Annotated in this window: 16 protein-coding genes; 13 read left to right on the top strand and 3 right to left on the bottom strand. The window is 50.2% G+C overall.

Features of this window, described 5'->3' with window-relative positions:
* Nucleotides 1-2 precede the first annotated feature (2 nt).
* Entirely contained in the window at nt 3-3755 is a 3753-nt protein-coding gene (locus NQ502_RS14590; protein ID WP_028529350.1) for a phosphoribosylformylglycinamidine synthase, read from the top strand.
* A 59-nt stretch (nt 3756-3814) separates the two neighbouring features.
* On the opposite strand, the gene NQ502_RS14595 is transcribed toward NQ502_RS14590, so the two are convergent.
* Entirely contained in the window at nt 3815-4681 is an 867-nt protein-coding gene (locus tag NQ502_RS14595; RefSeq protein ID WP_044983398.1) for an AraC family transcriptional regulator, read from the bottom strand.
* 183 nt (nt 4682-4864) lie between these two features.
* Between NQ502_RS14595 and NQ502_RS14600 the strand changes: the two genes are divergently transcribed.
* Nucleotides 4865-6250, top strand: coding sequence for an MATE family efflux transporter (locus tag NQ502_RS14600; RefSeq protein WP_044983399.1), 1386 nt, complete (start codon nt 4865-4867; stop codon nt 6248-6250).
* 158 nt (nt 6251-6408) lie between these two features.
* A complete protein-coding gene (locus tag NQ502_RS14605; RefSeq protein WP_028529352.1) occupies nt 6409-10950 on the top strand; it encodes a chitobiase/beta-hexosaminidase C-terminal domain-containing protein in 4542 nt (1513 codons plus the stop codon).
* A gap of 63 nt (nt 10951-11013) precedes the next feature.
* Here NQ502_RS14605 and NQ502_RS14610 read toward each other — a convergent pair whose 3' ends face one another.
* Nucleotides 11014-11742 (bottom strand): helix-turn-helix domain-containing protein, encoded by a 729-nt coding sequence (locus NQ502_RS14610; protein WP_028529353.1) that lies wholly within the window; start codon nt 11740-11742, stop codon nt 11014-11016.
* 263 nt (nt 11743-12005) lie between these two features.
* On the opposite strand from NQ502_RS14610, the gene NQ502_RS14615 reads away from it, so the two are divergent.
* From NQ502_RS14615 to NQ502_RS14650, 8 genes are all read left to right on the top strand, one after another.
* Nucleotides 12006-13268, top strand: coding sequence for a DNA polymerase Y family protein (locus tag NQ502_RS14615; protein ID WP_028529354.1), 1263 nt, complete (start codon nt 12006-12008; stop codon nt 13266-13268).
* A gap of 11 nt (nt 13269-13279) precedes the next feature.
* Entirely contained in the window at nt 13280-13597 is a 318-nt protein-coding gene (locus NQ502_RS14620) for a hypothetical protein (RefSeq protein WP_028529355.1), read from the top strand.
* Between the two features lie 94 nt (nt 13598-13691).
* A complete protein-coding gene (locus NQ502_RS14625) occupies nt 13692-14495 on the top strand; it encodes a DeoR/GlpR family DNA-binding transcription regulator (protein ID WP_049898273.1) in 804 nt (267 codons plus the stop codon).
* Nucleotides 14496-14656: 161 nt separating this feature from the next.
* Nucleotides 14657-15673 carry a 5-dehydro-2-deoxygluconokinase gene (iolC, locus tag NQ502_RS14630; protein ID WP_028529356.1) on the top strand — a complete coding sequence of 339 codons (1017 nt, stop codon included), beginning with the start codon at nt 14657-14659 and terminating at the stop codon, nt 15671-15673.
* Nucleotides 15670-16500 (top strand): class II fructose-bisphosphate aldolase, encoded by an 831-nt coding sequence (locus NQ502_RS14635; RefSeq protein ID WP_028529357.1) that lies wholly within the window; start codon nt 15670-15672, stop codon nt 16498-16500. Before iolC ends, NQ502_RS14635 begins: the two co-directional genes overlap by 4 nt.
* Nucleotides 16497-17312, top strand: a complete 816-nt coding sequence (locus tag NQ502_RS14640) for a 5-deoxy-glucuronate isomerase (protein WP_028529358.1) — start codon at nt 16497-16499, stop codon at nt 17310-17312. The genes NQ502_RS14635 and NQ502_RS14640 overlap by 4 nt, the downstream gene beginning before the upstream one ends.
* Nucleotides 17305-18486, top strand: a complete 1182-nt coding sequence (locus tag NQ502_RS14645) for a Gfo/Idh/MocA family protein (RefSeq protein WP_028529359.1) — start codon at nt 17305-17307, stop codon at nt 18484-18486. The genes NQ502_RS14640 and NQ502_RS14645 overlap by 8 nt, the downstream gene beginning before the upstream one ends.
* An 85-nt stretch (nt 18487-18571) precedes the next feature.
* A complete protein-coding gene (locus NQ502_RS14650; RefSeq protein ID WP_028529360.1) occupies nt 18572-18808 on the top strand; it encodes a hypothetical protein in 237 nt (78 codons plus the stop codon).
* Nucleotides 18809-18870: 62 nt separating this feature from the next.
* On the opposite strand, the gene NQ502_RS14655 is transcribed toward NQ502_RS14650, so the two are convergent.
* Nucleotides 18871-20046, bottom strand: a complete 1176-nt coding sequence (locus NQ502_RS14655; protein WP_028529361.1) for an iron-containing alcohol dehydrogenase — start codon at nt 20044-20046, stop codon at nt 18871-18873.
* Nucleotides 20047-20229: 183 nt separating this feature from the next.
* Between NQ502_RS14655 and NQ502_RS14660 the strand changes: the two genes are divergently transcribed.
* Nucleotides 20230-21492: an amidohydrolase family protein gene (locus tag NQ502_RS14660; protein WP_044983400.1), complete on the top strand. Its 1263-nt coding sequence runs from the start codon at nt 20230-20232 to the stop codon at nt 21490-21492.
* Nucleotides 21493-21628: 136 nt separating this feature from the next.
* Entirely contained in the window at nt 21629-22660 is a 1032-nt protein-coding gene (locus NQ502_RS14665) for a LacI family DNA-binding transcriptional regulator (RefSeq protein ID WP_044983401.1), read from the top strand.
* Nucleotides 22661-22916 lie beyond the last annotated feature (256 nt).

Genomic DNA, 22916 nt, shown 5'->3' on the forward strand with positions numbered 1-22916 from the left:
AAATGGGTAGTGTAAGACGAGTTTACGTAGAAAAGAAACCGGATTTCGCAGTACAGGCAAAGGAATTGAAACACGAGATCGGCAGTTATCTCAATATCCCGGGAGTAACAGGGGTAAGGGTACTGATCCGCTATGATGTGGAGAATATTTCAGACGATATTTTTGAGAAAGCGTGCAGAAGTGTATTCTCCGAGCCGCCGGTAGATGTTCTTTACCGTGAAGAGTTTGCGGCAGCCGGCAGTGCACGTGTTTTTTCGGTAGAGTATCTTCCCGGGCAGTTTGACCAGCGTGCGGACTCTGCGGTGCAGTGTGTGCAGTTCCTGAAAGAGGATGAAAAACCGATCATCCGGTCTGCGACGACATATGTGATCGAGGGAAACATTTCAGATGAGGAATTTGAGGCTGTTAAAAATCACTGTATCAACCCGGTGGATTCCCGTGAGACAGATATGGTGAAACCGGAAACCCTGGTGACTGTATTTGACGAGCCTGAAGATGTAAAGATCTTTGACGGATTTCTTGGTATGAGTGAGGATGCACTGAAAGAACTGTACGATTCATTGAATCTGGCGATGACCTTTAAAGATTTCCTGCATATCCATAATTATTATACGAAGGAAGAAAAGCGCGACCCTTCCATGACAGAGATCCGCGTGCTGGACACGTACTGGTCTGATCACTGCCGCCATACGACATTCTCCACGGAGCTGAAAAAAGTGGATTTCAGAGAGGGTGATTATAAAGAACCGATCGTTGCCACATATGAGCAGTATCTGGCGGACCGCGCGGTTATCTTCAAAGACCGCGATGACAAGTTTGTCTGCCTGATGGATCTGGCACTGATGGCGATGCGTAAACTGAAAGCAGAAGGCAAGCTTTCCGATCAGGAAGAATCCGAGGAGATCAATGCCTGCAGTATCATCGTGCCGGTCGATGTGGACGGTGTGGAAGAGGAATGGCTGATCAACTTTAAGAATGAGACACATAACCATCCGACTGAGATCGAGCCGTTCGGTGGCGCTGCCACATGCCTTGGCGGTGCAATCCGCGATCCGCTCTCGGGACGTACGTATGTATATCAGGCGATGCGTGTGACGGGCGCTGCAGACCCGACGGTTCCGGTACAGGAGACAATGAAGGGCAAACTGCCGCAGAAAAAGCTGGTTCGCTCCGCTGCACACGGCTACAGCTCTTACGGCAACCAGATCGGTCTGGCCACCGGTTACGTGAAAGAAATCTATCATCCGAATTATGCGGCAAAACGCATGGAGATCGGCGCTGTCATGGGCGCGGCTCCGAGACGTGCGGTCATCCGCGAGACGTCGGATCCGGGTGATATCATCATCCTGCTCGGCGGGCGTACCGGACGTGACGGCTGCGGCGGAGCTACCGGTTCCTCCAAGGTTCATACGGAAGAGTCTATCGAGACTTGCGGAGCAGAAGTACAAAAGGGTAATGCGCCGACGGAGCGTAAGATCCAGAGAATGTTTCGCAGGGAAGAAGTCAGCAGACTGATCAAGAAATGTAACGACTTCGGCGCGGGCGGTGTCTCCGTTGCGATCGGGGAGCTGGCAGACGGTCTTCGGGTGAACCTGGATAAGGTACCGAAAAAATATGCAGGACTGGATGGTACAGAGATCGCAATCTCCGAGTCTCAGGAGCGTATGGCCGTTGTCGTGAACCCGAAAGATGTCGCAGAGTTTCTGAAATATGCGAATGAGGAGAATCTGGAGGCTGTTGAGGTTGCGGTCGTGACCGAGAGTCCGCGCCTGGTACTGTGCTGGAGAGGCAAAGAGATTGTAAATATCTCGAGAGCCTTCCTCGATACGAACGGTGCACATCAGGAAACAGAAGTTCTTGTCGATATACCGGACCGTGACGGCAATGTACTGGTGCGCGAGGATGTTTCTGATGTGAAAGAGAAGTGGCTGGATACGCTGAAGGATCTGAACACATGCTCCCAGAAGGGACTCGTGGAGATGTTCGACGGTTCCATCGGTGCGGCGAGTGTATTCATGCCGTACGGCGGAAAGTATCAGCTGACTGAGACTCAGACGATGGTTGCCAAGGTGCCGGTGGCAAATGGAAATACGAATACCGTGACGATGATGAGCTACGGGTTCGATCCGTATCTGTCCAGCTGGAGTCCGTATCACGGGGCGATCTATGCGGTGACAGAGTCCATCGCACGCATCGCAGCTTCCGGCGGAGATTATAAAAAAATCCGCTTTACGTTCCAGGAGTACTTCCGCCGCATGACAGAGGATCCGGCGCGCTGGAGCCAGCCGTTCGCAGCGCTTCTGGGCGCATACAGCGCACAGCTTGGATTCGGACTGCCGTCCATCGGAGGGAAGGACAGTATGTCCGGAACCTTTAATGATATGGACGTTCCGCCGACACTCGTCTCCTTTGCCGTGGATATTGCGAAGGAACAGGATATTATCACACCTGAGCTTAAAAAAGCAGGAAACCGTCTGGTATGGCTTCGCCTGCCGAAAGACAGCTATGATATGCCGGTTTATGAGGAAGCGATGGACATGTATGAAAAACTCCATACGGACATTCAGGAGGGCAGAATCGTTTCGGCATATGCGCTGGACCGCCATGGAATTGCCGCTGCCGTCAGCAAGATGGCATTTGGGAATAAACTGGGCGTGAAGATCGAACATAGTCTGGATGCAAGGGACTTCTTCGCTCCGGGATTCGGAGACGTGATCTGTGAAGTGACAGACGGAAAAGTCGGTGAGCTGGCATCCTCCTACACGGTGATCGGTGAAGTGACGGATGACGCCGCATTCTCATACGGCAGTGTGAACGTCAGCATGGATGAGGCGCTGGATGCATGGACGGGTACTCTGGAATCCGTGTTTAAGACAAAAGGAACAGACGATGTGCAGCCGGTGGAAAGTCCGCTGTACGACGGAGGAAGTGTCTATGTCTGCAGACATAAAGTCGCACGGCCGACCGTGTTTATTCCGGTATTCCCGGGTACGAACTGCGAGTACGACAGCCGCAGAGCATTCGAGCGCGCAGGCGCAGACGTTGTGACGAAGGTATTCAAGAATCTGACAGAGGAAGACATTCGTGATTCTGTCCGCATCTTCGAGGAGGCGATCGGGCAGTCACAGATCATCATGTTCCCGGGCGGATTCTCCGCAGGTGACGAGCCGGACGGCTCCGCCAAATTCTTTGCGACGGCGTTTAGTAATGCCAGGATCAAAGAAGCTGTCATGAAGCTGCTGAATGAGCGGGACGGACTGGCACTTGGAATCTGCAACGGTTTTCAGGCGCTGATCAAGCTGGGACTCGTTCCTCACGGTGAGATCGTGGGACAGACAGAAGATTCACCGACACTTACGTACAACACAGTCGGACGCCATATTTCAAAGATGGTATATACGAAAGTGGTTACGAACAAATCCCCATGGCTTGCCAAGGCACAGCTGGGAGGCGTCTATACAAATCCGGCATCTCACGGGGAAGGACGTTTCGTTGCAAGTGATGAATGGATTCAGAAACTGTTTGCAGACGGACAGGTGGCGACGCAGTACTGTGACCTGAACGGGAACGTATCGATGGATGAAGAGTGGAATGTCAACGGTTCCTATGCAGCGATCGAAGGTATTACAAGCCCTGACGGACGCGTGCTCGGAAAGATGGCACATTCAGAACGCCGCGATGATTCCGTGGCGGTCAATATCTACGGAGAACAGGATATTCAGATTTTTGAATCCGGAGTGGAATATTTCAGATAATAAAATAAGCGAGAGGAAGGTACCCGCCGGGGCTGCCTTCCTCTTTTTGCAGTTCCTGATCACAACGGGATTTTCCGGAACGCAGAGGGGGAAACCCCAACTTTTCCCGTGAATGAAGTGATGAAATTAACCTCGCTGTGGTACCCTGTGCGGTAAGCGATTTCCTTAACTGAGAGGGTTGTATCGTGGAGAAGCGCCTTGGCTTCGTCGATCCGGTGAACCACGATATACTCATGCGGCGAGAACCCGGTCTGGCTGCGGAACTGTCTGGAAAAGTGCGAAGGGCTCAGCCCCACATGGCCGGCAATTTCCGGAATTGAGAGATCCTCAAACAGATGTCCGTTGATATAGGCAAGCGCCAGGACGACAGGATCATCCTGCGGTGTCTCCTGATTCATCGGGGGGAACAGAAGTCCGCACAGCAGGCGGTAGATCTTCTGGGAAATGTCGGCTTCCGAGTGGACCGTATTATTTTTGACTGCGGTTATCAGATCTGTCATGGTACGCTCCGTATGGCTGCCCGGAAACGGAGTAAACGCGCGGTGTCCGCGGAATGCGAGGATCTGCTGGCAAAAGTCATCCATATTGGAGCCGTCGATGTGGATCCAGATTCTTTCCGTATATCCGCTGGTATAGTAGCGGTGCGGTCTGCGGCAGTCTGTGATGGCCAGCTGTCCGGCCTCTGCGGTGAACGTGGTTCCGTCTGCCTCTATATGCATGGCCCCTCTCTGGACATAGTCGAGAAGATAAGTCCGGTGGCTCTCCATGCGTCCGACTTCACAGGAATCACGAAAATCATATTCTTCATTTAGATAATAGTGGCCGCAGCGGGTGACGTAGAAAAACAACTGCCGTGCGAGGGCGGACGGAGTTGAAAAATAACGTTCTGACTGGGGCAGGACCCCGGGTTCACTTAAAACTTTCATAATCGCGCCTCCTGATTAAGCTAAACGGTCATCATCATGAATGAAAGTCAGCCGCTGTCCGGGACTTTCATAGTAAAAAGAATAGCACAAAATATTAATGAATTGCAAGTTAATATAATTGTCTTTCACCTCCAAAGCGATTATTATGAAATTACGAAGAAAGTCGGAGAAAGGTGAGGGAACATGATTCGCGAAAAGAGATTTTATAAAACATTTGCAACCTTGACGTTATCGCTGGCGCTGCAGAACCTGCTGACATACAGCGTAAACCTGATGGACAACGTGATGCTGGGGGCATACAGTGAGACGGCGCTGTCCGGAGCGGCGCTGTGCAACCAGTTCCAGTTCCTGCTGCAGATGCTGGTGATGGGGGCGGCGGAAGGTGTTGTGGTGCTGGGCAGCCAGTACTGGGGAAAAAAGGATTTCAGGCCGATTCCCCACATTATCGGCGTGGCTCTTCGCTACGGGGTGGGGATGGCCGCCGTGATGTTTCTTGCGGTGCTGTGTTTCCCGGCACAGGTACTGGGACTGCTGACGAGTGACACCGCGGTGATCACAGAAGGTGTAAAGTATCTTCAGATCATCTGTTTTACCTATCTGATATTCACTGCGACCAATGTTCTGACGGCGTCCCTGCGGGCGATCGGTATCGTAAAGATCGGATACATCATCTCAGCATCGACACTGTGCATCAACGTCGTGCTGAACTATTGCCTGATCTATGGCAGCTTTGGTTTTCCGAGACTCGGTATCCGGGGGGCTGCGATTGCGACGCTGGTGTCCAGGTGCGTGGAACTTTTGATCGTCATCTGGTATCTGAAGTATAAGGAGAAGCAGCTGAAGCTGACACTGAAGAAACTGGTGATGATTGATAAATCGTATTATAAAGATTACCGCAGAGTAGCGCTTCCGGTGCTTTTGAATCAGGCACAGTGGGGAATCGCCCAGATGGTGCAGACAGGTATTCTGGGGCATATGGGAGCCGCGGCGATTGCAGCAAATTCGATCGCGACAATCGTGTATCAGATTATTTCTGTTATCGCGTACGGCTCAACGAGTGCATCCAGCGTCCTTGTGGGGAAGACGATCGGCGAGGGCAGGCGGGATAAACTGCGTCAGATGGTACATACGATGGAAGCGCTGTTTATCGGTATCGGCATTGTGACAGGCGTTGTGATTTATCTTGTGAGAAATCCGGTATTGATGCTCTACAACATATCTGAGGAGGCACATAACCTGGCGCTGCAGTTTATCATCGTTATGTCGGTTACCACAGTGGGCACGTCCTTTCAGCTTCCGTGTGATAACGGCATCATCAGAGGAGGAGGGGATACCGCCTTCAGTATGAAAATGAATCTGATCAGTATGTGGCTGATCATTGTCCCGTTCTCTGCGCTGGCGGCATTTGTGTTTCACTGGCCGCCGGTGGTGGTATTCTTCCTGCTGAAATGGGATCAGATCTATAAGATCATCCCGGTCACCATCCGGCTGCACAGCTGGAAATGGGTGAAAGAGGTGACGCGCAGTGACTCTGAAGTTTTATCGGAGGCAGAGGAAATGACGGCATAATGATCTCGCGGTAAGAAAGGTTTTCGGATGACTCCGGAGACCTTTTTTGCTACGCGGGAGATCTCTCTGGAATTTTCCCGTTTCATGGATGTAACCTTAAAATAAATCTGTTATAATGAATACAAATCATCTTGTTACAGCAAATGGGAGGAGATGCGATGAAAAAGAGAAAATCAAGACAGCGTGTGATTGTCTTTGGTGTTCTGATGTCTGTCCTGCTGGGCGTTGTCCCGGTGCTGGCGCAGCAGGAGACTGCCGTGGACAAGGAGGGGCCTGACTATACAGGCAATGTGATCATGGCACAGAATCTGAATTACAACATTGTCTCCAATGAAGATCTGGAGGCAGTGCAGGCGGTCGGCATGCCCGCACAGCCTGCGGGGACACCGGGGGGCGGCGCAGCTTTGGAGGAGGAAAGTACAGGCGGACAGCAGTACGGCGACGTGCGCTGCGGGATGCAGTACCTGCCGAAACACGAAGGCGCAGGACTCGCGGAACAGCCGACGGCCAGAGCTGCGGTCCCGCCGGAAGAATATCAGGTCGGCGATCAGAAGACGATATACACTGATTATTACCAGGAGGCTGCGGGAAGCTTCACGGCGGAGGTGGCGGCCGTCGGAACTACCTGCACGATCTGGCGTGCCGCCGGCAGGGAGGACCAGCTGAGTGATGCACTGGCACAGGTTTATGCCGATGCTGTCGACAGCCAGATTCACGATCCTTTGAAGGATGCTTTCGGCGACTGGAGCAATGCCGATGCAGACCGGGACGGTAAAACCGCGTTTGTGTTCTATCCGATGGACTTTGCGGGTTTTTTCTACAGCGCTGACCTTTATACGAAGGATGAGTATGACTGGGCCAGCGGCAATGCCATGGATATGCTTCACCTGGACAGCGGCAATGCGGGAAATACGGCCGCCACTCTGGGGACCCTGGCGCATGAGCTTCAGCATCTGGTCAATTATGCACAGACCGGCGGTTACAGTGAGAGCTGGCTGAACGAAACTTTTTCCCAGAGCGCTATTGCCGTCTGCGGTCTTGCCAGTACGGACAGCGTGTATGAAGTGGGATTTCTGACGGATTTTACTGCGGCGAACGGCTATACCCATCCGTTCATCTTCCGGGAGTATTACGTTCCGGACGGCGATACGGCAGCTGTTCCTTATGGAAGCTGGTATCTCTTCGGCCGGTATCTGGCGTATCAGACGGAGGGACTGCCGGGCGGCGGAGAAGGTATTTACCATACCGTGCTGAACAATGGCGGATGCACCATGGACGATCTGGAGGCGGCGCTCACGGATATTGGTTATCTCGGAGCGGATAAGGCGGCTGCTGACATCAATGATCTTGTCACTAACTACAATCTGGCGCTTTACCTGAGAGAACCGTCCGGAGTTTACAGTCTGAGCGGAAACTCCGAAGACCCATCCGATGTAGACGGCGTGAAAACGGACCGCATCATGCACAATCAAAGTATGCCGGAAACTCTGCCCGGAGGCGGAGCCGCAGGCTGGAGCCTGAACTTTGACAGTCAGGGCGTGACACCGGAGGGATATGGCGCTGATGTATACTTCGCAGGCATCACCACGGATGTTCTGCTGGGAGTGTATGCCGAAACGATGGAAGGGACCCTGCTCTACGGATCAGCAGTGTCTCTGGATACATCTGATGAAGATGCGGATATTTATTACACCACAGACGGCAGTGACCCGGTATCTTACGGTGTCTTGTATGAAGAGCCGATCCCTGTGACGCAGCAGATGACATTGACGGCATGTACAATTGCGGCAGACGGACGGTACTCACCTGTGAATAGCTGGGACTACACAGTGAAAACGGACGTGGTAAATGCAGACATACCATCCGGACGGGTGGAGCCCGGGACAGAGGTGACGCTGTCCTGCGATACTCCGGGAGCTGCGATCCGCTATACGACAGACGGCAGCGATCCGTCTGCGGATAACGGCACTGTCTGCAGCGGAACAGTCAGGATTGACGAGACCCTGACGCTAAAGGCTGTCAGTATCATGCAGGGAAGGGAAGATGTGCTGCCGGGAGATATTCGAACCTTCGTGTACGAGACAGGAGAGGGAATCGGTGACAATTATGAACCGAATAACAGTATTGCCGAGGCTGTTGCGGTGAGCTTTCCCGGGAAGATCAGGGCGACGATTCACAATCCGCAGGATGTAGATGTCTATGCATTCTCACTGGACAACAGTGCCAGGCTGAACCTGACATTGACGCCTCCCGTGGGCTCTTCCTACAGTCTGACACTTTATGATGCGGAGGGCAATATGCTTGCGGAATCTGCCATAGCCGGGAAGAGCCAGAGTATCCGAAGTTCGGTTCCCTTCGGCAGATATTTGATAAAGGTTGCAGGAATAGAAGACAGTTCTTCGGAGCGTCAGCCATATACTTTAAGTCTGATGAAGGAGCTGAATGAGGAAGCTGCCGCAGGAATGGATCTGTCTGAGATGAATATGCTGACTGCCCTGAGCGATCAGAATGCGGGAACCGGGAGCGGGTACGCATGGGATTGGGGAGTCAATGGCGGCGGACACTTCCTGATGTCCATGTCATACTTCTCTCACTGGGGCGGCCCGGTGGAGGAGAGTCTTGACCAATACCGCGAGGAGGGAGACTTTTCTTACAGAAGGGTATCGGATCAGTCACTGTATCACATACAGAATGCACTGTATCTGCCGAATGATGACCGTGACAGTTACATAGAGCACGTAAAAAATGCGGTATACAGCTACGGTGCCGCGGACATTTATGTTCTGTCTGCCTGGTCATACTGGGACCCGGAATGCAAAAACCTGTATGTCGATTCGGATTATAGATATCCGGTCTCTTACGCTGACGGAGGACATATCGTGACAGTCGTGGGATGGGATGACAATTACAGCAGAGAACATTTTACGGGAAACCCCGGACTTGCAAAAATCTTTTATCCGGACCAGCCGGTCGATATCCCGAAACCGGACAGGGATGGTGCGTTTATTGTTAAAAATTCCTGGGGAGAGACCTCCGGGAACAGCGGTTATTTCTATCTGTCATATGAGGATGCCTTTTTAATGCGGAACAACCCGGCAGTGTTTATCGCCGATGACATGCCGGATAACTACAATCATCAGTATATGAACGACCCTTTCGGTACCGTCGACTTCTGGTCGGAAGACGGCAGTTTCACCGCGACAGAATGCTTTGCGAATGAAAAAGATACGCCGGAACTGCTGAAGGCTGTGTCGTTTGTTACCGGAAGTGCAGATACCCGTTATGAGATCAGTGTCACTCAGAACGGGGAGACCCGAAAGGTAGCCGAGGGGGTTAAAAAGTATGCAGGTTTTTACACAGAGCGCCTGAATCAGGCGATCACGGTCCTGCCGGACAGCAAGTTTTCTGTCAGCGTGTATCTGGAAACACTGGATTCGGACAAGCCGCCGCACATTGGTATCAGCGCGAATCTGTATGGAGCAGTCAGCGGAGTTGAACCGGTGGAAAATGTGGCGTTTATCACAGTAAACGGTCAGACCACAGATATGGGAATGGACGGCATTTTTCCGAATATCAGGGCCTATACGTGTGATGTGAATTCCGGAGCCTATACCGAGGATATCTTAGAGACAGGCACCAGCAGGCGGACTGCAGAAGAGAGAGGACAGGCGGAGATTGAGGAAGCAGTACAGAATGTGAGACTGACAGGACAGGATACCGCTTCCGTAAATGGTGCGGTGGCTGTTTCCATTGAAGGAGCAGGAGATACACCGGCACCGCGGACGGACTTGCCGGACAGATTTGACCTTCGGGATACGGGGACGTTGACACCAGTACGCGATCAGGGATCGCTCGGAAGCTGCTGGACCTTTGCAGCTTTAGCCAGTGTGGAAAATAATATTGCCAGAAACGGCGGTTTTGCAGTGGATTATCCCAGTGGAATCAGTTTGAGCGCCAGCGAAAAAAAGGTGCTTCTGACGAAAGACGCGCCGGAACAGACGGTCAGCCTGACCGCCAGTCTCATGGACGCGGACAGTCCGTCCAGTACGAGAATCAACTGGAGTGTGACCGGCGATGCGGACAGTGTCCGCCTCGAACAGACAGCCAGCGCAAATGGGGAGGAGGTGCCGGTGATCACGGCGCTGAAACCAGGTGTGGTTACACTGACGGCTGCCAGTGAGGCGGATATGACGGTTACTGCCAGCTGCGTGGTTACCATTACGGTTCAGGGAGTGGAGAGCATCACATTAGATCCCGATAAACTGACGATGAACAAAGGGGAGACGGCTGCCCTGACGCCAGTGACAAGCCCTGCAGATGCGGTTGATGCGACGGTATTATGGTCAAGTGACCATCCGGAGATCGCCAATGTGGATAAAAACGGCGTCGTAACAGCGCTTTCCGGCGGAACGGCTGTCATTACTGCAAAAGCCGGAACTGCGGAGGCGGCGGCAGAGGTCACAGTGAAAGGGACTCCTGCTGTTAAACCAGGCGGGGATGATACTCCCGGGGGCAGCGCTGGCGGTGATTCCGGGAACGGGAAAAAACCGGGAACAGACGGAAGCAGTACTTACAGAAGCAGCAGGAAAGATGTGAAGACTGGAGATGACAGCAGCCCTCTGATGCTTCTTGCACTGATGACAGCTGCCGGAAGCTGCATCATGATAAATATATACAGAAGAAAGAAAAGTGAAAGATAACGACAGAAAAAGATGGTTCGGAGACGAGCCATCTTTTTCTGCGAAAGTTGTTCCAAAAGGTTTTCAGCCTGGTGAAAAGTTTTCCGGAAAGGGAATGACTCCAAGATAACGTCCCATCCGCTTGTAATCATTCGGGTCGGTCATCACCAGATCATGCTGGGTATCTGTAAGGGATTTCAGCAGCATCATATTTCTTTTCCGGTAAAACCGTCCGATGATCAGATATCCGTTGTGCAGAAACAACCATATTTCGCCGTTTTTAGGCTGAATCCAGTCAGCGTACTGAAATCCCAGAATAGAATGTTTAAAAAAACTGGGAGAAAGCTTGTTCGTGTGCAGAATAATACCGAACGTACATTCCGCAGTCAGAGAATTACAATCTACCACAAGGTTTCGTGTGATACGGATACTATATTCAACTCTCCCAACTTCAGGATTGAAAAATTCAAAACATTTCAGCAGAATTTTATCTTTTGACACTTTATGCAGCAGACGGTTATATTCAAGATCGATGTTGAAGGTGATGTAATTTTTCCAGTACGGAGGAAGTGCCTCGAATTTTGAAGAGTATTTTTTGAAGGTGTAAGATATCTTGGGAGCGGTTTCGGAAAACTCATCAAGGGAACAGTTCAGTGCCTGGGCGATCGCTGCCATCGTGTCGTATCTGGGATTCGGTGTGATGCCGCTTGTGATTTTTGAAAGTGTACTCAGCGGAATCCCGCTCAGTTCGGACAATTCCTCAAGCGTATACTTCCTGTCTTTCATAATTTCTTTTATTTTTCTGTAGTCCATAAACTTATTTCTCCTGCCTGCATTTACAGGTTTATTTTATAGGGTGTCTTTTCAGCAGCCACTTATAGAGCATACCACCCGGAGGCAAAAGATTCAATCAATCCTTCCCGGTTTTGGTCTGCTGTAATTTTTTACCGGTTGAATTCGAACAAGTGTTCTGATATATTCGATTTAGAGGACATGAAAAATGGAGTGGCAGGTTGAAAGAAAACTTTTCCACATCCCTGATTAGAGCCGCAGCAGGTGCGGCATGGGAGGTAAAAATGAAAAGACTTATTTTTCATATTGATGTGAATTCGGCATTTCTCAGCTGGGAAGCTGTTCATCGGCTGCATCACCTGGGAGGCAGACTGGACCTGCGTGAAATTCCGTCAGCGGTAGCAGGTGATGCAGCTATGAGGCATGGGATCATACTGGCCAAATCCATACCGGCTCAGAAGTACGGGATACACACCGGAGAGGCTGTATGGGAGGCAAGGCAAAAATGTCCCCGGCTGCTGCTGGTACCCCCCAATTACAGCCTGTATGAAAAGGCTTCCGGTGCATTGATGGAGATTTTGCGGGAATATACTCCGGGTGTGGAGCAGTATAGTATTGACGAAGCGTTTTTGGATATGACGGGTACAAGAGAACAGCGGGAAAGTCCTGAAGAGGCGGCAGAGCAGATACGGGGCAGGATCTGCCGGGAGCTGGGCTTCACAGTCAATGTCGGGATATCGGAAAATAAATTGCTGGCCAAGATGGCTTCCGGACTGAAGAAACCCGACCTTGTGCATACGCTGTTTCCGGAAGAAGTAAAACAGAAAATGTGGCCGCTGCCGGCCGGGAAGCTTTTCTTTGTGGGAAGGGCAACGGCGAGGAAATTGCACAGCCTTGGGATTCACACAATCGGAGAGCTTGCACTGTCAGATCCCGCAGTCCTGAGATACCATTTAAAAAAGCACGGCGAAGTGATATGGGAGTTTGCGAATGGAAAGGATATATCGGTTGTGGAAGCTGAAGCGCCGCCCAATAAGGGATATGGCAATTCTACTACGATCGCCTTTGACGTGACGGATGCAGCTGTGGCAAAAATGGTTTTGCTTGCCCTCTCAGAAACTGTCTCTGCGAGGCTGAGAAAGCATAATGTGAAAGCGGAAGTCATCTGCGTGGGAATCAAGGACAGCAGCCTGTGTTATGCATCTCATCAGATGACGTTAACATCAGCTACAGATATCACCGCTGAGATACATGCCGCTGCAAGCCGTCTTTTTGACGAGCTCTGGGATGGCAGCCCCATCCGGCATCTCGGTATCCATACCGGCAGAATCAGGGATGGAGAGACATACCGGCAGACGGACATATTTGACAGGACCGATTACGAAAAGCTGGAAAGGATGGATCGGACAGTTGATCAGATCAGGGCCAAATATGGAATTGATGCGGTAAAGAGAGCCGTGTTTTTAAAAACACCGGTTGACCATATGAGCGGAGGGATCAGCCGGGAAAAGAGAAAGGTCGACTACAGCCGGCTGAAAATTGAGTGAGGTGTTTGAAGGTGACTTTTAAAATCGGCAGTGAGATACAGACGGCGGATGCGGGAGCAATCCGGGGGCATGTGCGGGAGATCGCCTGCAAATGCTGGTTTACCAGAAAAGGAGAGGGAATTCCCCTGATGATCAAACTGGAGGATGAGGACGGGATGATCCGGACGATTCGGGAGATCGAGGTCAGATATTGTGAACAAAAGTCATATTCCGGAATCCCCTCCACAGAATACGGCTGCGAGATTGTCTGGGAGGGAGTCAGGAAGGACGTAAAACTGATATTTCTGCAGGAAGAGTGCAGATGGATTATGACAGAGCAGAAAAGATAGAAGACACGTATTTCTTCTGATCGGTTTGAATGGATTGTGTTTTAGATTTGAATGTGATAACATATGACATATCAGAAAGATAAGGGGGAGTGTTATGCTCCAGGAAGAGCGTGTAAATGAAATCAGAAAGCTGGTAATTGAAAATAAAAGAGTACTGGTAAGTGAATTGTGCGAAAGATACCAGGTGAGTGATGTAACCATACGGAAAGACCTGCAGATTCTGCAGAAAGAAGGTCTGGTGAAGAAAATATACGGGGGAGCGCTGCTGAACGAGGACAGCACGCGTAAGGCGGAAACGCCGTTCGAATTGACTGATTCGGGCAAGAAATATCCGAAAGACGGAAACTATACCGGGAAGATGAAGGTGGCAGAACTGGCTGCTTCCAGGATAACGGATGGCGATACATTGTTTCTTGGGTCGGGTTCTACCTGCTGCATGCTCGCAAAGAAACTGAAGCGGTATAAAAACCTTACAGTTGTGACGAACAATATTTCAGCTCTGGCGGATTTACTTTGTTTTCCCTGCAAACTGTTTGTCATCGGAGGTGAAGTTACCTCCGTGGATTCAGCAACATATTTTTCAAGTATTGAAAATGCGTCGCAGTATTTGAAAAGTATCTATGTATCGAAGGTTTTTACCAGTTGTTCGGGGCTCGATCTAAACGCGGGAATCACTGTGAATTCCATAATCAGTACTTATATCTATCGGGCAATTGCAGATATTCATGAGAACTGGTATATGATGGTGGATAAAGGGAAATTTGGGCATATCGGGATTTATAAGGTGGCAGAACTGGGACAGGTAGACTGCGTGATCGCGGATGAAGTCCCGGATCAGTATCAGAATTATTTAAAAGAACATAATATCCGGTTATTGGAGAATGGAACAGAAAGTTAAAAGGGCGGCTGTACTTGCGATTTTGCATCGAGGGTGCGGCCGTATTTTTGTTGCCTGGAAAGAAATCAAAAACAAAATAATTGACAAATAAAATGAAACATAATATAATAAAACATAATATAAACGAATAAAAAATAATAAAAAAGAAAGGGCGGGGAAATATGGTGAAAAAACTGGATTTGATTTTGGCAGGCCGTGCAGGAATTGACTTGAATACGACAGCTCTTAATTGTCCGTTTGCACAGATCCCTTCTTTTACAAAATCAGTTGGAGGTTCTCCGGCAAATATTGCACAAGGTGCGGCCAGACTGGGTCTGAAAACCGGGTTTGTAGGAAAAGTAGCAAAAGACGGTATGGGAGAGTACATATTACAGAGTTTTCAGGAACAGGGAATTGATACATTTGGGATTCAGGTGGATCATACGGGAGCGCGCAACTGTATTGCGCTGACGGAAATTTTAAGTCCGGACAACAGCGGCACCTATCAGAGCAGCTCAGAAGCGTTTCACCATGGAACCTACCTGTATCGGGAAGGAACAGCAGATTTGCTGCTCAGTCCGAATGAAATTAATGAGGTCTATATAGCGGATGCCCGTGCAGTACTGCTCTCGGGAACTGCGTTTTCTGCCAGTCCGTCCCGCGAAGCGATGTTTCAGATGATTGATTATGCAAAGAAGCATGAGACTGCGGTGATTCTGGATATTGACTACAGACCCTTTGGATGGAAGAACAGAGAAGAAGCTGCACGCTGCTATGCGGCGGCCATTGCGCAGGCAGATGTCGTGATCGGCAACCGGGAGGAATTTGATGCGGTCGAGTATCTGACGATGCCGGATAACAGAGACAACGAACGTTCGGCCAGGACACTGCTTGAACAGGGGGTACGGCTTGTCATTGTAAAAGACGGAGCGAATGGGTCATGGGGATATGTAAAGGACAAACCGGCTGAGCAGTGCGGCGTGATACCGACCAGGGCTTTGAAAACATTCGGTTCAGGGGATGCTTACGCCGCCGGCCTGATGTACGGGCTTTTAAATGACCGCGGTCTGCGTTACGCAATGCAGCTGGGGACGGCATGTGCATCGATAGCACTGACCAATATCAGCTGTGCGGATGGAATTCCAAAACTGGAGAAGGCAGAGCAGGTCAGAATGGCACACTATGGGAGAGAAGTATGAGATGGGATAGAGATTATGTCAAAGAAGCTGCGGATTCAGGAAAGGTGATACCGGGATTCAACATTTTTGGATATGAAGATGCGCTCGCAGTCACACATGCGGCGGAGAAAGCCGGGTGTCCGGTGCTCCTGATGGTGAACAGAGGAGCGGGGGATGCGATGGATGTAGAATGCTGGGGAAAGCTGCTTTCCTCAATTGCACAGCGCGCTGCAGTACCCATTGGCGTACATCTGGACCATTGTTCCGATACAGGTACCATCAGACGTGCAGTTGACAGCGGATTTAGTTCGGTCATGTATGACGGTTCAAAATTTTCGTTTGAAAAAAACAGGGAGATTACACAGCAGATGGCAGAATATGCGCATGCCCGCGGAGCATTGCTGGAGGCGGAGCTTGGACAGGTGCCGTACAGTGACCTGGGAGAGACGGATATCCTGTACACGTCGCCGGAGGAAGCTGCCGGGATGTCATCTGAGACAGAGGCAGACTGGCTGGCTGTATCTGTCGGGAATGTGCATCGCCTTGCGGACCGTACGGCTCCGATAGATTTTTCAGTGTTGCATCAGATACAGAAAGCCTGCCGGCTTCCGCTGGTGATTCATGGATCCAGCGGCATCTGCAGTGCTGATATTAAAAGGATGAAAAACAAACGTATCGGTAAAATGAACTTTGGAACAGTTCTCCGAAAAGCCTTTTCCGATGCGCTGAGAAAGGAGCTGCGGGAACATCCGGAGGAATTTGACCGGTTAAAATTATTTGCGTATCCTGCCGTCCGGGTGGAGCAGGAGGCATACCAGATTATCAGTATGTTACAGGAGGAAAAATGAGAATTCAACAGAAAGAGCCATTTAAGGCAGGATATCAGGCAATCACAGAGCTTCATGGGAAGCACAGCGACATGATGATGGATTTTGGAGTATTAAAGCTAAAACCGGGTACAGAGTTTGAGGATCAGCTTATGTTGGAACGCGCGTATCTGCTGATGTACGGCGAGATAGAGGTCACGTTTGAAGGAAGAACGGTGCGGGCGAAGAGAAAGAGCTTCCTTGATGACGATCTGTGGTGCCTGAATGTCCCCGAAGGTGTAACAGTGAAAATCACCGGCATTGCCGACGACAGTGAAGTCGCAGTGATGCGTACGGAGAATAGGAGGGAGTTTGAGTCTGCCGTGCGCTGTGGAGACGACATCGTAAAGGAAGTTCGGGGAAAAGGGTTTATGAATGAAGCCGGTACAAGAATCGTAAGGACAGCCCAGGACCACAGACTGACACCGGATTCAAATCTGATGCTCGGCGAAGATGTACATTATCCCGGAAAATGGTCGGGGTTTCCGTCCCATTCACATGCTCAGCCGGAGATTTATTTTTACAAATTTTATCCGGAAAATGGGTTCGGACTTTTAAAACTGGGTGATGAGGCTATATTGCTGGAACATAATGATACGGTGAAGATCATACCGGACAAAGTACATCCGCAGGTTGCAGCGCCTGGTTACGCCATGTATTATATCTGGGTCATCCGCCATCTGGAAGGAAACCCATATCTGGGTCCTGATTTTGAAGAACAGCACCTGTGGGTGGAAGAACCCGGCGCTGTGTACTGGCCGGATAAAAGTGAGGGAGGGACAGAAGATGTTTAATGAAGAATTCCATCTCAAACGTCCGCTTAATTGGGCGATGGTAGGAGGCGGGAGAGGAAGTCAGATCGGCTATATACACAGGTGTTCTGCGGCAAGAGACCGTCTGTTCACCCTGACGGCCGGGGCCTTCGATGTCGATCAGGAACGCGGAAGGGAATTCGGCGTGAATCTGGGTGTACCGCCCGAGCGCTGCTATGCCGACTATCAGACGATGTTTGCCGGGGAGGCCGAACGGCCGGACGGAATCGAAGCAGTCACGATCGCAACACCGAACGGAACACATTATGAAATCTGCAGGGCTGCGCTCAATGCAGGGCTGCATGCAGTATGTGAGAAACCGCTGTGCTTTACAAGCGAGCAGGCGGATGAGCTGCTTGCACTGGCAGAAGAGAAAAACCGGATCGTCGGCGTGACGTATGGCTATACCGGAGCGCAGATGATCCACCAGGCTAAAAATATGATTGCCCGCGGTGATCTGGGGGATATCCGCATAATCAACATGCAGTTTGCACACGGATTTCATTCAGCCGAGGTAGAGAAGAACGATGCGGGTACGAAATGGAGGGTGAATCCTGCGACGGCGGGCCCGTCGTATGTTCTGGGCGATGTGGGTACACATGCGTTGTATCTGGCAAAGGCGATGATCCCCTCACTGGAAATTGAAGAGCTGATGTGTAACCGGCAGAGTTTCGTGAAGAGCCGCGCACCGCTTGAGGACAACGCATTTGTACTGCTGCATTTCAAAGGGGGAGCAGTTGGGAATCTCTGGGCGAGCTGCGTCAATGCCGGATCCGTACATCAGCAGAAGATCAGAGTGGTGGGCTCGAAAGCCAGTGTGGAGTGGTGGGACGAGCACCCGAACCAGCTGCGCTATGAAGTGCAGGGGCAGCCGGCACAGATTCTGGACAGGGGTATGGGATATCTGTATCAGGATGACGAGATGATCACTCAGGACAGGATGGGAGGCGGACATGCGGAAGGTCTGTTCGAGGCCTGGGCCAATCTGTACCGCCGGTTCGGAACTGCGATGGACCGCGTGAACCGCGGACAACGTGCCTCTGATGTGATGGACGACATGTGGTTTCCAAATATCCGCGACGGTGCACAAGGGGTGAAATTCATTGAAACGTGTGTCTGTTCCGCGGATCATGGCAGCACATGGGTGAAATATTAAAACACAGACAGCGAAGTGAACACTTGATTTTCCTCCGGACTTTGACTATATTGTACATATAGGAAGAGGACTGGAGGAAATTTTTATGCGTTTGGAAAAAATTCAGAAAAAGTTAAAAGATATGCGGTTGGAATTCCGGTATACAGAGGTGGACGGATGCGGAAGCCTGGACTTTGAATACCGCGGAGTGGGGTATCACGTCTGGGAGTTTGAAGAAAATGGCTTTGGGGCTGAGACGAATGTGAGAAACGGCGGTCAAAGCGAGGATGTTCTGGGGGATTATGAGGAGGAAATTATTCGGATCCTGGATGCATGGAAGTAGAACAGACAACAGGAAAAAAGTCCCGGCCTAAGAGCGGGACTTTTTTCCTGTCGTCAAAGAGATCAGACCATAGACTCATAGATCCTGACAACGTCCGACTCGGTGAGAGGGGCAAAACCTTCCAGGATACCGTTTCGGCCGTCACCGAAACAGGCGCGGTGAGCCATAGCGGGAATATCCGCGGCTTTTGCTCCCAGGCCGGAAAAATCACCGGGCATTCCGATGGAATCAAGGAAGCGGCGAAATGCGTTAATTCCGCTGCGTGCCGTAGTCTCAGGATAGTTGAAATCCATCTGACATCCCCACACGCGCACCGCAGCCTGTGCGAAACGCATGATGTTGTGGTGCATATTGTATTCCATCACGGCGGGCATAACGACTGCAAGTCCTGCGCCGTGCGCACAGTCATACTCAGCGGACAGTTCATGTTCGATATTATGGCTGGACCAGTCCTGGGTTCTGCCCACACCACATGCGTTGTTGTGAGCCATCATGCCGGCCCACATGATATTGGCGCGTGCATCGTAGTGATTTGGTTCGGCGATCACTCTCGGCCCCTCATGAATCATGGTGAGCAGAAGGCCTTCCAGCAGGCGGTCGGTGGCTTCGACTTCGGTGGAAGTTGTCATGTAGCGCTCAAAGAGATGAGCCATGATATCCGTGATCCCGCAGGCGGTCTGATATGGGGAAAGTGACTGTGTCAGTTCCGGATTCAGGATCGAAAAACGCGGGCGAAAGGCCTCGCCAGTTGCGCCGCGCTTAAACATGCCGTCTTCATTGGTGATCACAGAGTCAGGGGAACCCTCACTGCCCGCCGCCGCGATGGTAAGAACGGTCCCGATGGGGAGCGCTTTGGTCACGGGTTTTCCCTGATAAAAATCCCAGAAATCCCCGTCATATACCGTGCCGGCAGCGATTGCCTTGGCGGAGTCTATGGTACTCCCGCCGCCGACAGCCAGCACGAAATCCACCTGTTCTTTACGGCAAAGAGAGATTCCCTCGTAGACAAGACCGCTGCGCGGATTTGGCTGCACACCGCCCAGTTCCACGTAAGAGATATCTTCGCGTTCCAGGGAAGCCTTGATACGGTCAAGAAGACCGGAGCGAACGACGGAGCCTCCGCCGTAATGAAGCAGTACTTTGCTGCCGCCAAAGCGTTTTACGCATTCGCCTGCCTGTTCTTCACCGTGTTTGCCGAATACGAAATAAGTAGGGGCATAAAATGTAAAACTATCCATTGACGTCCTCCTTTTGTCATTGAGATCAATAGTTCTGACTGTAATTTTACTACACATGACCGTCAAAGGAAATGAAAAATCATAAAAAAGGGAAGAGTCACCTGAATTTACTGGATTTTACATGAAAACTTTTCTATAATAAAAATCAAACGGACAACTATTATCCATACAGGAGGATGCGGTATGATACAGGAAATATATGATTATGTGATGCAGCTGCAGATTATTGACACACATGAGCACCTTCCGGCGTTTGAGCACAACCGGGAGAAAAATGACGTGATTGCAGAATTTCTGGCGCACTATTTCAATGTGGACCTGGTGAGTGCAGGAATGACCAGAAAAGAGTGTGCCGCATTAAAGGGCAGTTCTTTGAACATTATGGAGAAATGGAACATACTGAAACCATATTGGGAAGTCTGCCGCCATACCGGATATGGACAGTCCCTGCAGATTGCAGTCAGGGAGATATACGGGATTGACGCCATCTGTACTGAGACCATAGAGGCTTTGGACGCCGCATACCAAAAAGGTTTTGGCGAACGCCATTATCAAAAAGTCCTGAAAGAGAAGTCCAACATCAGGGTGTCAATACTGGATACCTGGGGAAATGAAGAGTTTGACAGGGAATATTTCATCGCGGCAAACAGGATTGATAAGCTGATACAGCCGCGCACAGGAAAGGATATGGAGGAGCTGGAGCAGGCTGCGGGAGTCACGATATCTTCATTTGAAGATTATCTGAGAGCGTGTGAGATCCGCCTGAATCAGTACGATGAAATCAGCCACATATTGAAACTTGGCATCGCATATTCGCGTTCGCTTGACTTCCAGCCGACAACAAGGACGGAGGCAGAGAGCGCTTTTCTGAAACTTCTCCGGTCAGGGGGCGGGTACATAGAAAAGGAAGAGCAGACATATTACTGTGATCCTGTCCTCACGAATTATCTGTTTCGTTTTATGACCGGGCTTGCACAGGAAAAGGGAATGATCATGCAGATACACACCGGTATACAGGAGGGAAACGGAAATCTTCTTTCCAACAGCCGGCCGTCGCATCTGAACGAAATATTTCTGGAGTATCCCAATATGAAATTTGATCTGTTTCATATCGGGTATCCGTATCAGGGTGAACTTGGTGCATTGTGCAAGATGTTTCCAAATGTCTATGTGGACATGTGCTGGGCGCATATCGTATCGCCGGAGGCAAGCAGAAAGGCGTTAAGTGAGTGGCTGGAGCTGTTTTCCTATACGAAGATCAGCGGTTTCGGAGGAGACTATATGCTGATTGACGGGGTTTACGGACATCAGTATATTGCCAGAAAGAATATCGCTGCCGTACTTTCTGCGAAAGTCGGGGAAGGTCTGTTTGATGAGACGGAGGCATGCCGCATCGGCAAAGCACTTCTGTACGATAATCCCGCCAGAATTTTTCAGATCGATTGAGACGGGGGATGAGAGAAATATGGAAAAAAGTCCTGAAAAAACAGGATTATTTTTGTGACATACACCAATTGTCAAAAAACAAAAAAGATTATATAATGAACTCATACAAGACGTGTGCGGACACGTTGGAGGAACAATGAAAATAACGATTAAGAAGATTGCAGAAGTAGCAGGTGTATCCAGAGGGACCGTTGACAGGGCTCTAAACCGCCGGAAGGGCGTGAACCCGGAAGTGGCAAGACGAGTCATCGAGATTGCAGAGCAGTTGGGATATCAGCCGGATCTTGCGGCAAAGGGACTTGCGGCGAAGCGATACACTCCTAAAAAAATTGGAATTCTGCTGTGCTCAGGAGGGAATCCTTTTTTTGACGAAGTTCTGGAGGGAATTCATGATGCGCTGGATGAACTGAAAGTATTTGAAGTCAAAAGTTCCGTGAAGTTTACAAAAGGTTTTGATCTGAAGGATCAGCTGAAAAAGCTGGATGAGTTCCGGCAGGAGGGAATCGATGGACTGGTGATCACGCCGGTCTATTCAGAACTGGTTGCAGAGAAGCTGAAGGCAATGAAGCGGGAAGGAATAACCGTTGTCACCATTAACACAGATATAGACGATTCGGGAAGACTGGCGTATGTAGGCTGCGACTATGTGAAGAGCGGGAAGGCGGCCGCCGGTCTGCTGGGAATGATGAACTCCGGAAAAGAGGAGCGGGTCATACTGGTAGTTGGGTCCCAGATGGTATTGGCACACGCACAGCGGCTAAAGGGAATCTTTGATACACTGAGGGAAGATTACAAAAATATCAGAGTGAGCAGAATCATTGAAAACAACGAGGACGATGAGACATCCTATCAGCTTATAAAGGAGGCATTGCAGGAGGATCCGGGACTCATGGGAATCTGTTTCGCGGGGGCAGGCCATGAAGGAGGATTGAGGGCGATCAAGGAGCTGGGGCTGGCCGGCGTGCTCAGGGTGGTCACGTATGATATGACGGATGTTGTCAAAAAGAACCTGAAGGAAAACGTGATTTTTGCAACGGTGTGCCAGGAGCCATATAAGCAGGGGTACCTGGGGGTGGATATTTTAGGAAAATATTTGCTGACGAGAAAACGTCCCGCCGAGACATGTGTGTATATGCATATTTATATTGCAACGAAATATACACTTTAGATTTTTCTCTTTACGATTTGTAAAGAGAAAAAAATATCATGAAATCGTGTGCGAACACGTACTTGCGTTCAGGAAAAACAGAGGAGGGCAAAATATTCAGAATTCTAGTGTTTTTCGCGTAGTTTTTGTACAATCCGGGGCAATAATCCGGTGGAGAAAATATTTCAGATAAGATATTATTAAAGTATAAATAATCAAAAAACTAATTTGAAATTATATATAATGCTGTGTTAAATATGCACAGCATATAATTAAC

The organism is Ruminococcus gauvreauii (assembly GCF_025151995.1).
GTDB classification, from domain to species: Bacteria; Bacillota; Clostridia; order Lachnospirales; family Lachnospiraceae; genus Ruminococcus_G; species Ruminococcus_G gauvreauii.

What these genes read in the sequence shown, in the direction of transcription:
- NQ502_RS14590 (WP_028529350.1), top strand. Translation starts at nt 3, where the DNA reads ATGGGTAGTGTAAGACGAGTTTACGTAGAAAAGAAACCGGATTTCGCA.
- NQ502_RS14595 (WP_044983398.1), bottom strand. Translation starts at nt 4,681, where the DNA reads ATGAAAGTTTTAAGTGAACCCGGGGTCCTGCCCCAGTCAGAACGTTAT.
- NQ502_RS14600 (WP_044983399.1), top strand. Translation starts at nt 4,865, where the DNA reads ATGATTCGCGAAAAGAGATTTTATAAAACATTTGCAACCTTGACGTTA.
- NQ502_RS14605 (WP_028529352.1), top strand. Translation starts at nt 6,409, where the DNA reads ATGAAAAAGAGAAAATCAAGACAGCGTGTGATTGTCTTTGGTGTTCTG.
- NQ502_RS14610 (WP_028529353.1), bottom strand. Translation starts at nt 11,742, where the DNA reads ATGGACTACAGAAAAATAAAAGAAATTATGAAAGACAGGAAGTATACG.
- NQ502_RS14615 (WP_028529354.1), top strand. Translation starts at nt 12,006, where the DNA reads ATGAAAAGACTTATTTTTCATATTGATGTGAATTCGGCATTTCTCAGC.
- NQ502_RS14625 (WP_049898273.1), top strand. Translation starts at nt 13,692, where the DNA reads ATGCTCCAGGAAGAGCGTGTAAATGAAATCAGAAAGCTGGTAATTGAA.
- iolC (WP_028529356.1), top strand. Translation starts at nt 14,657, where the DNA reads ATGGTGAAAAAACTGGATTTGATTTTGGCAGGCCGTGCAGGAATTGAC.
- NQ502_RS14635 (WP_028529357.1), top strand. Translation starts at nt 15,670, where the DNA reads ATGAGATGGGATAGAGATTATGTCAAAGAAGCTGCGGATTCAGGAAAG.
- NQ502_RS14640 (WP_028529358.1), top strand. Translation starts at nt 16,497, where the DNA reads ATGAGAATTCAACAGAAAGAGCCATTTAAGGCAGGATATCAGGCAATC.
- NQ502_RS14645 (WP_028529359.1), top strand. Translation starts at nt 17,305, where the DNA reads ATGTTTAATGAAGAATTCCATCTCAAACGTCCGCTTAATTGGGCGATG.
- NQ502_RS14650 (WP_028529360.1), top strand. Translation starts at nt 18,572, where the DNA reads ATGCGTTTGGAAAAAATTCAGAAAAAGTTAAAAGATATGCGGTTGGAA.
- NQ502_RS14655 (WP_028529361.1), bottom strand. Translation starts at nt 20,046, where the DNA reads ATGGATAGTTTTACATTTTATGCCCCTACTTATTTCGTATTCGGCAAA.
- NQ502_RS14660 (WP_044983400.1), top strand. Translation starts at nt 20,230, where the DNA reads ATGATACAGGAAATATATGATTATGTGATGCAGCTGCAGATTATTGAC.
- NQ502_RS14665 (WP_044983401.1), top strand. Translation starts at nt 21,629, where the DNA reads ATGAAAATAACGATTAAGAAGATTGCAGAAGTAGCAGGTGTATCCAGA.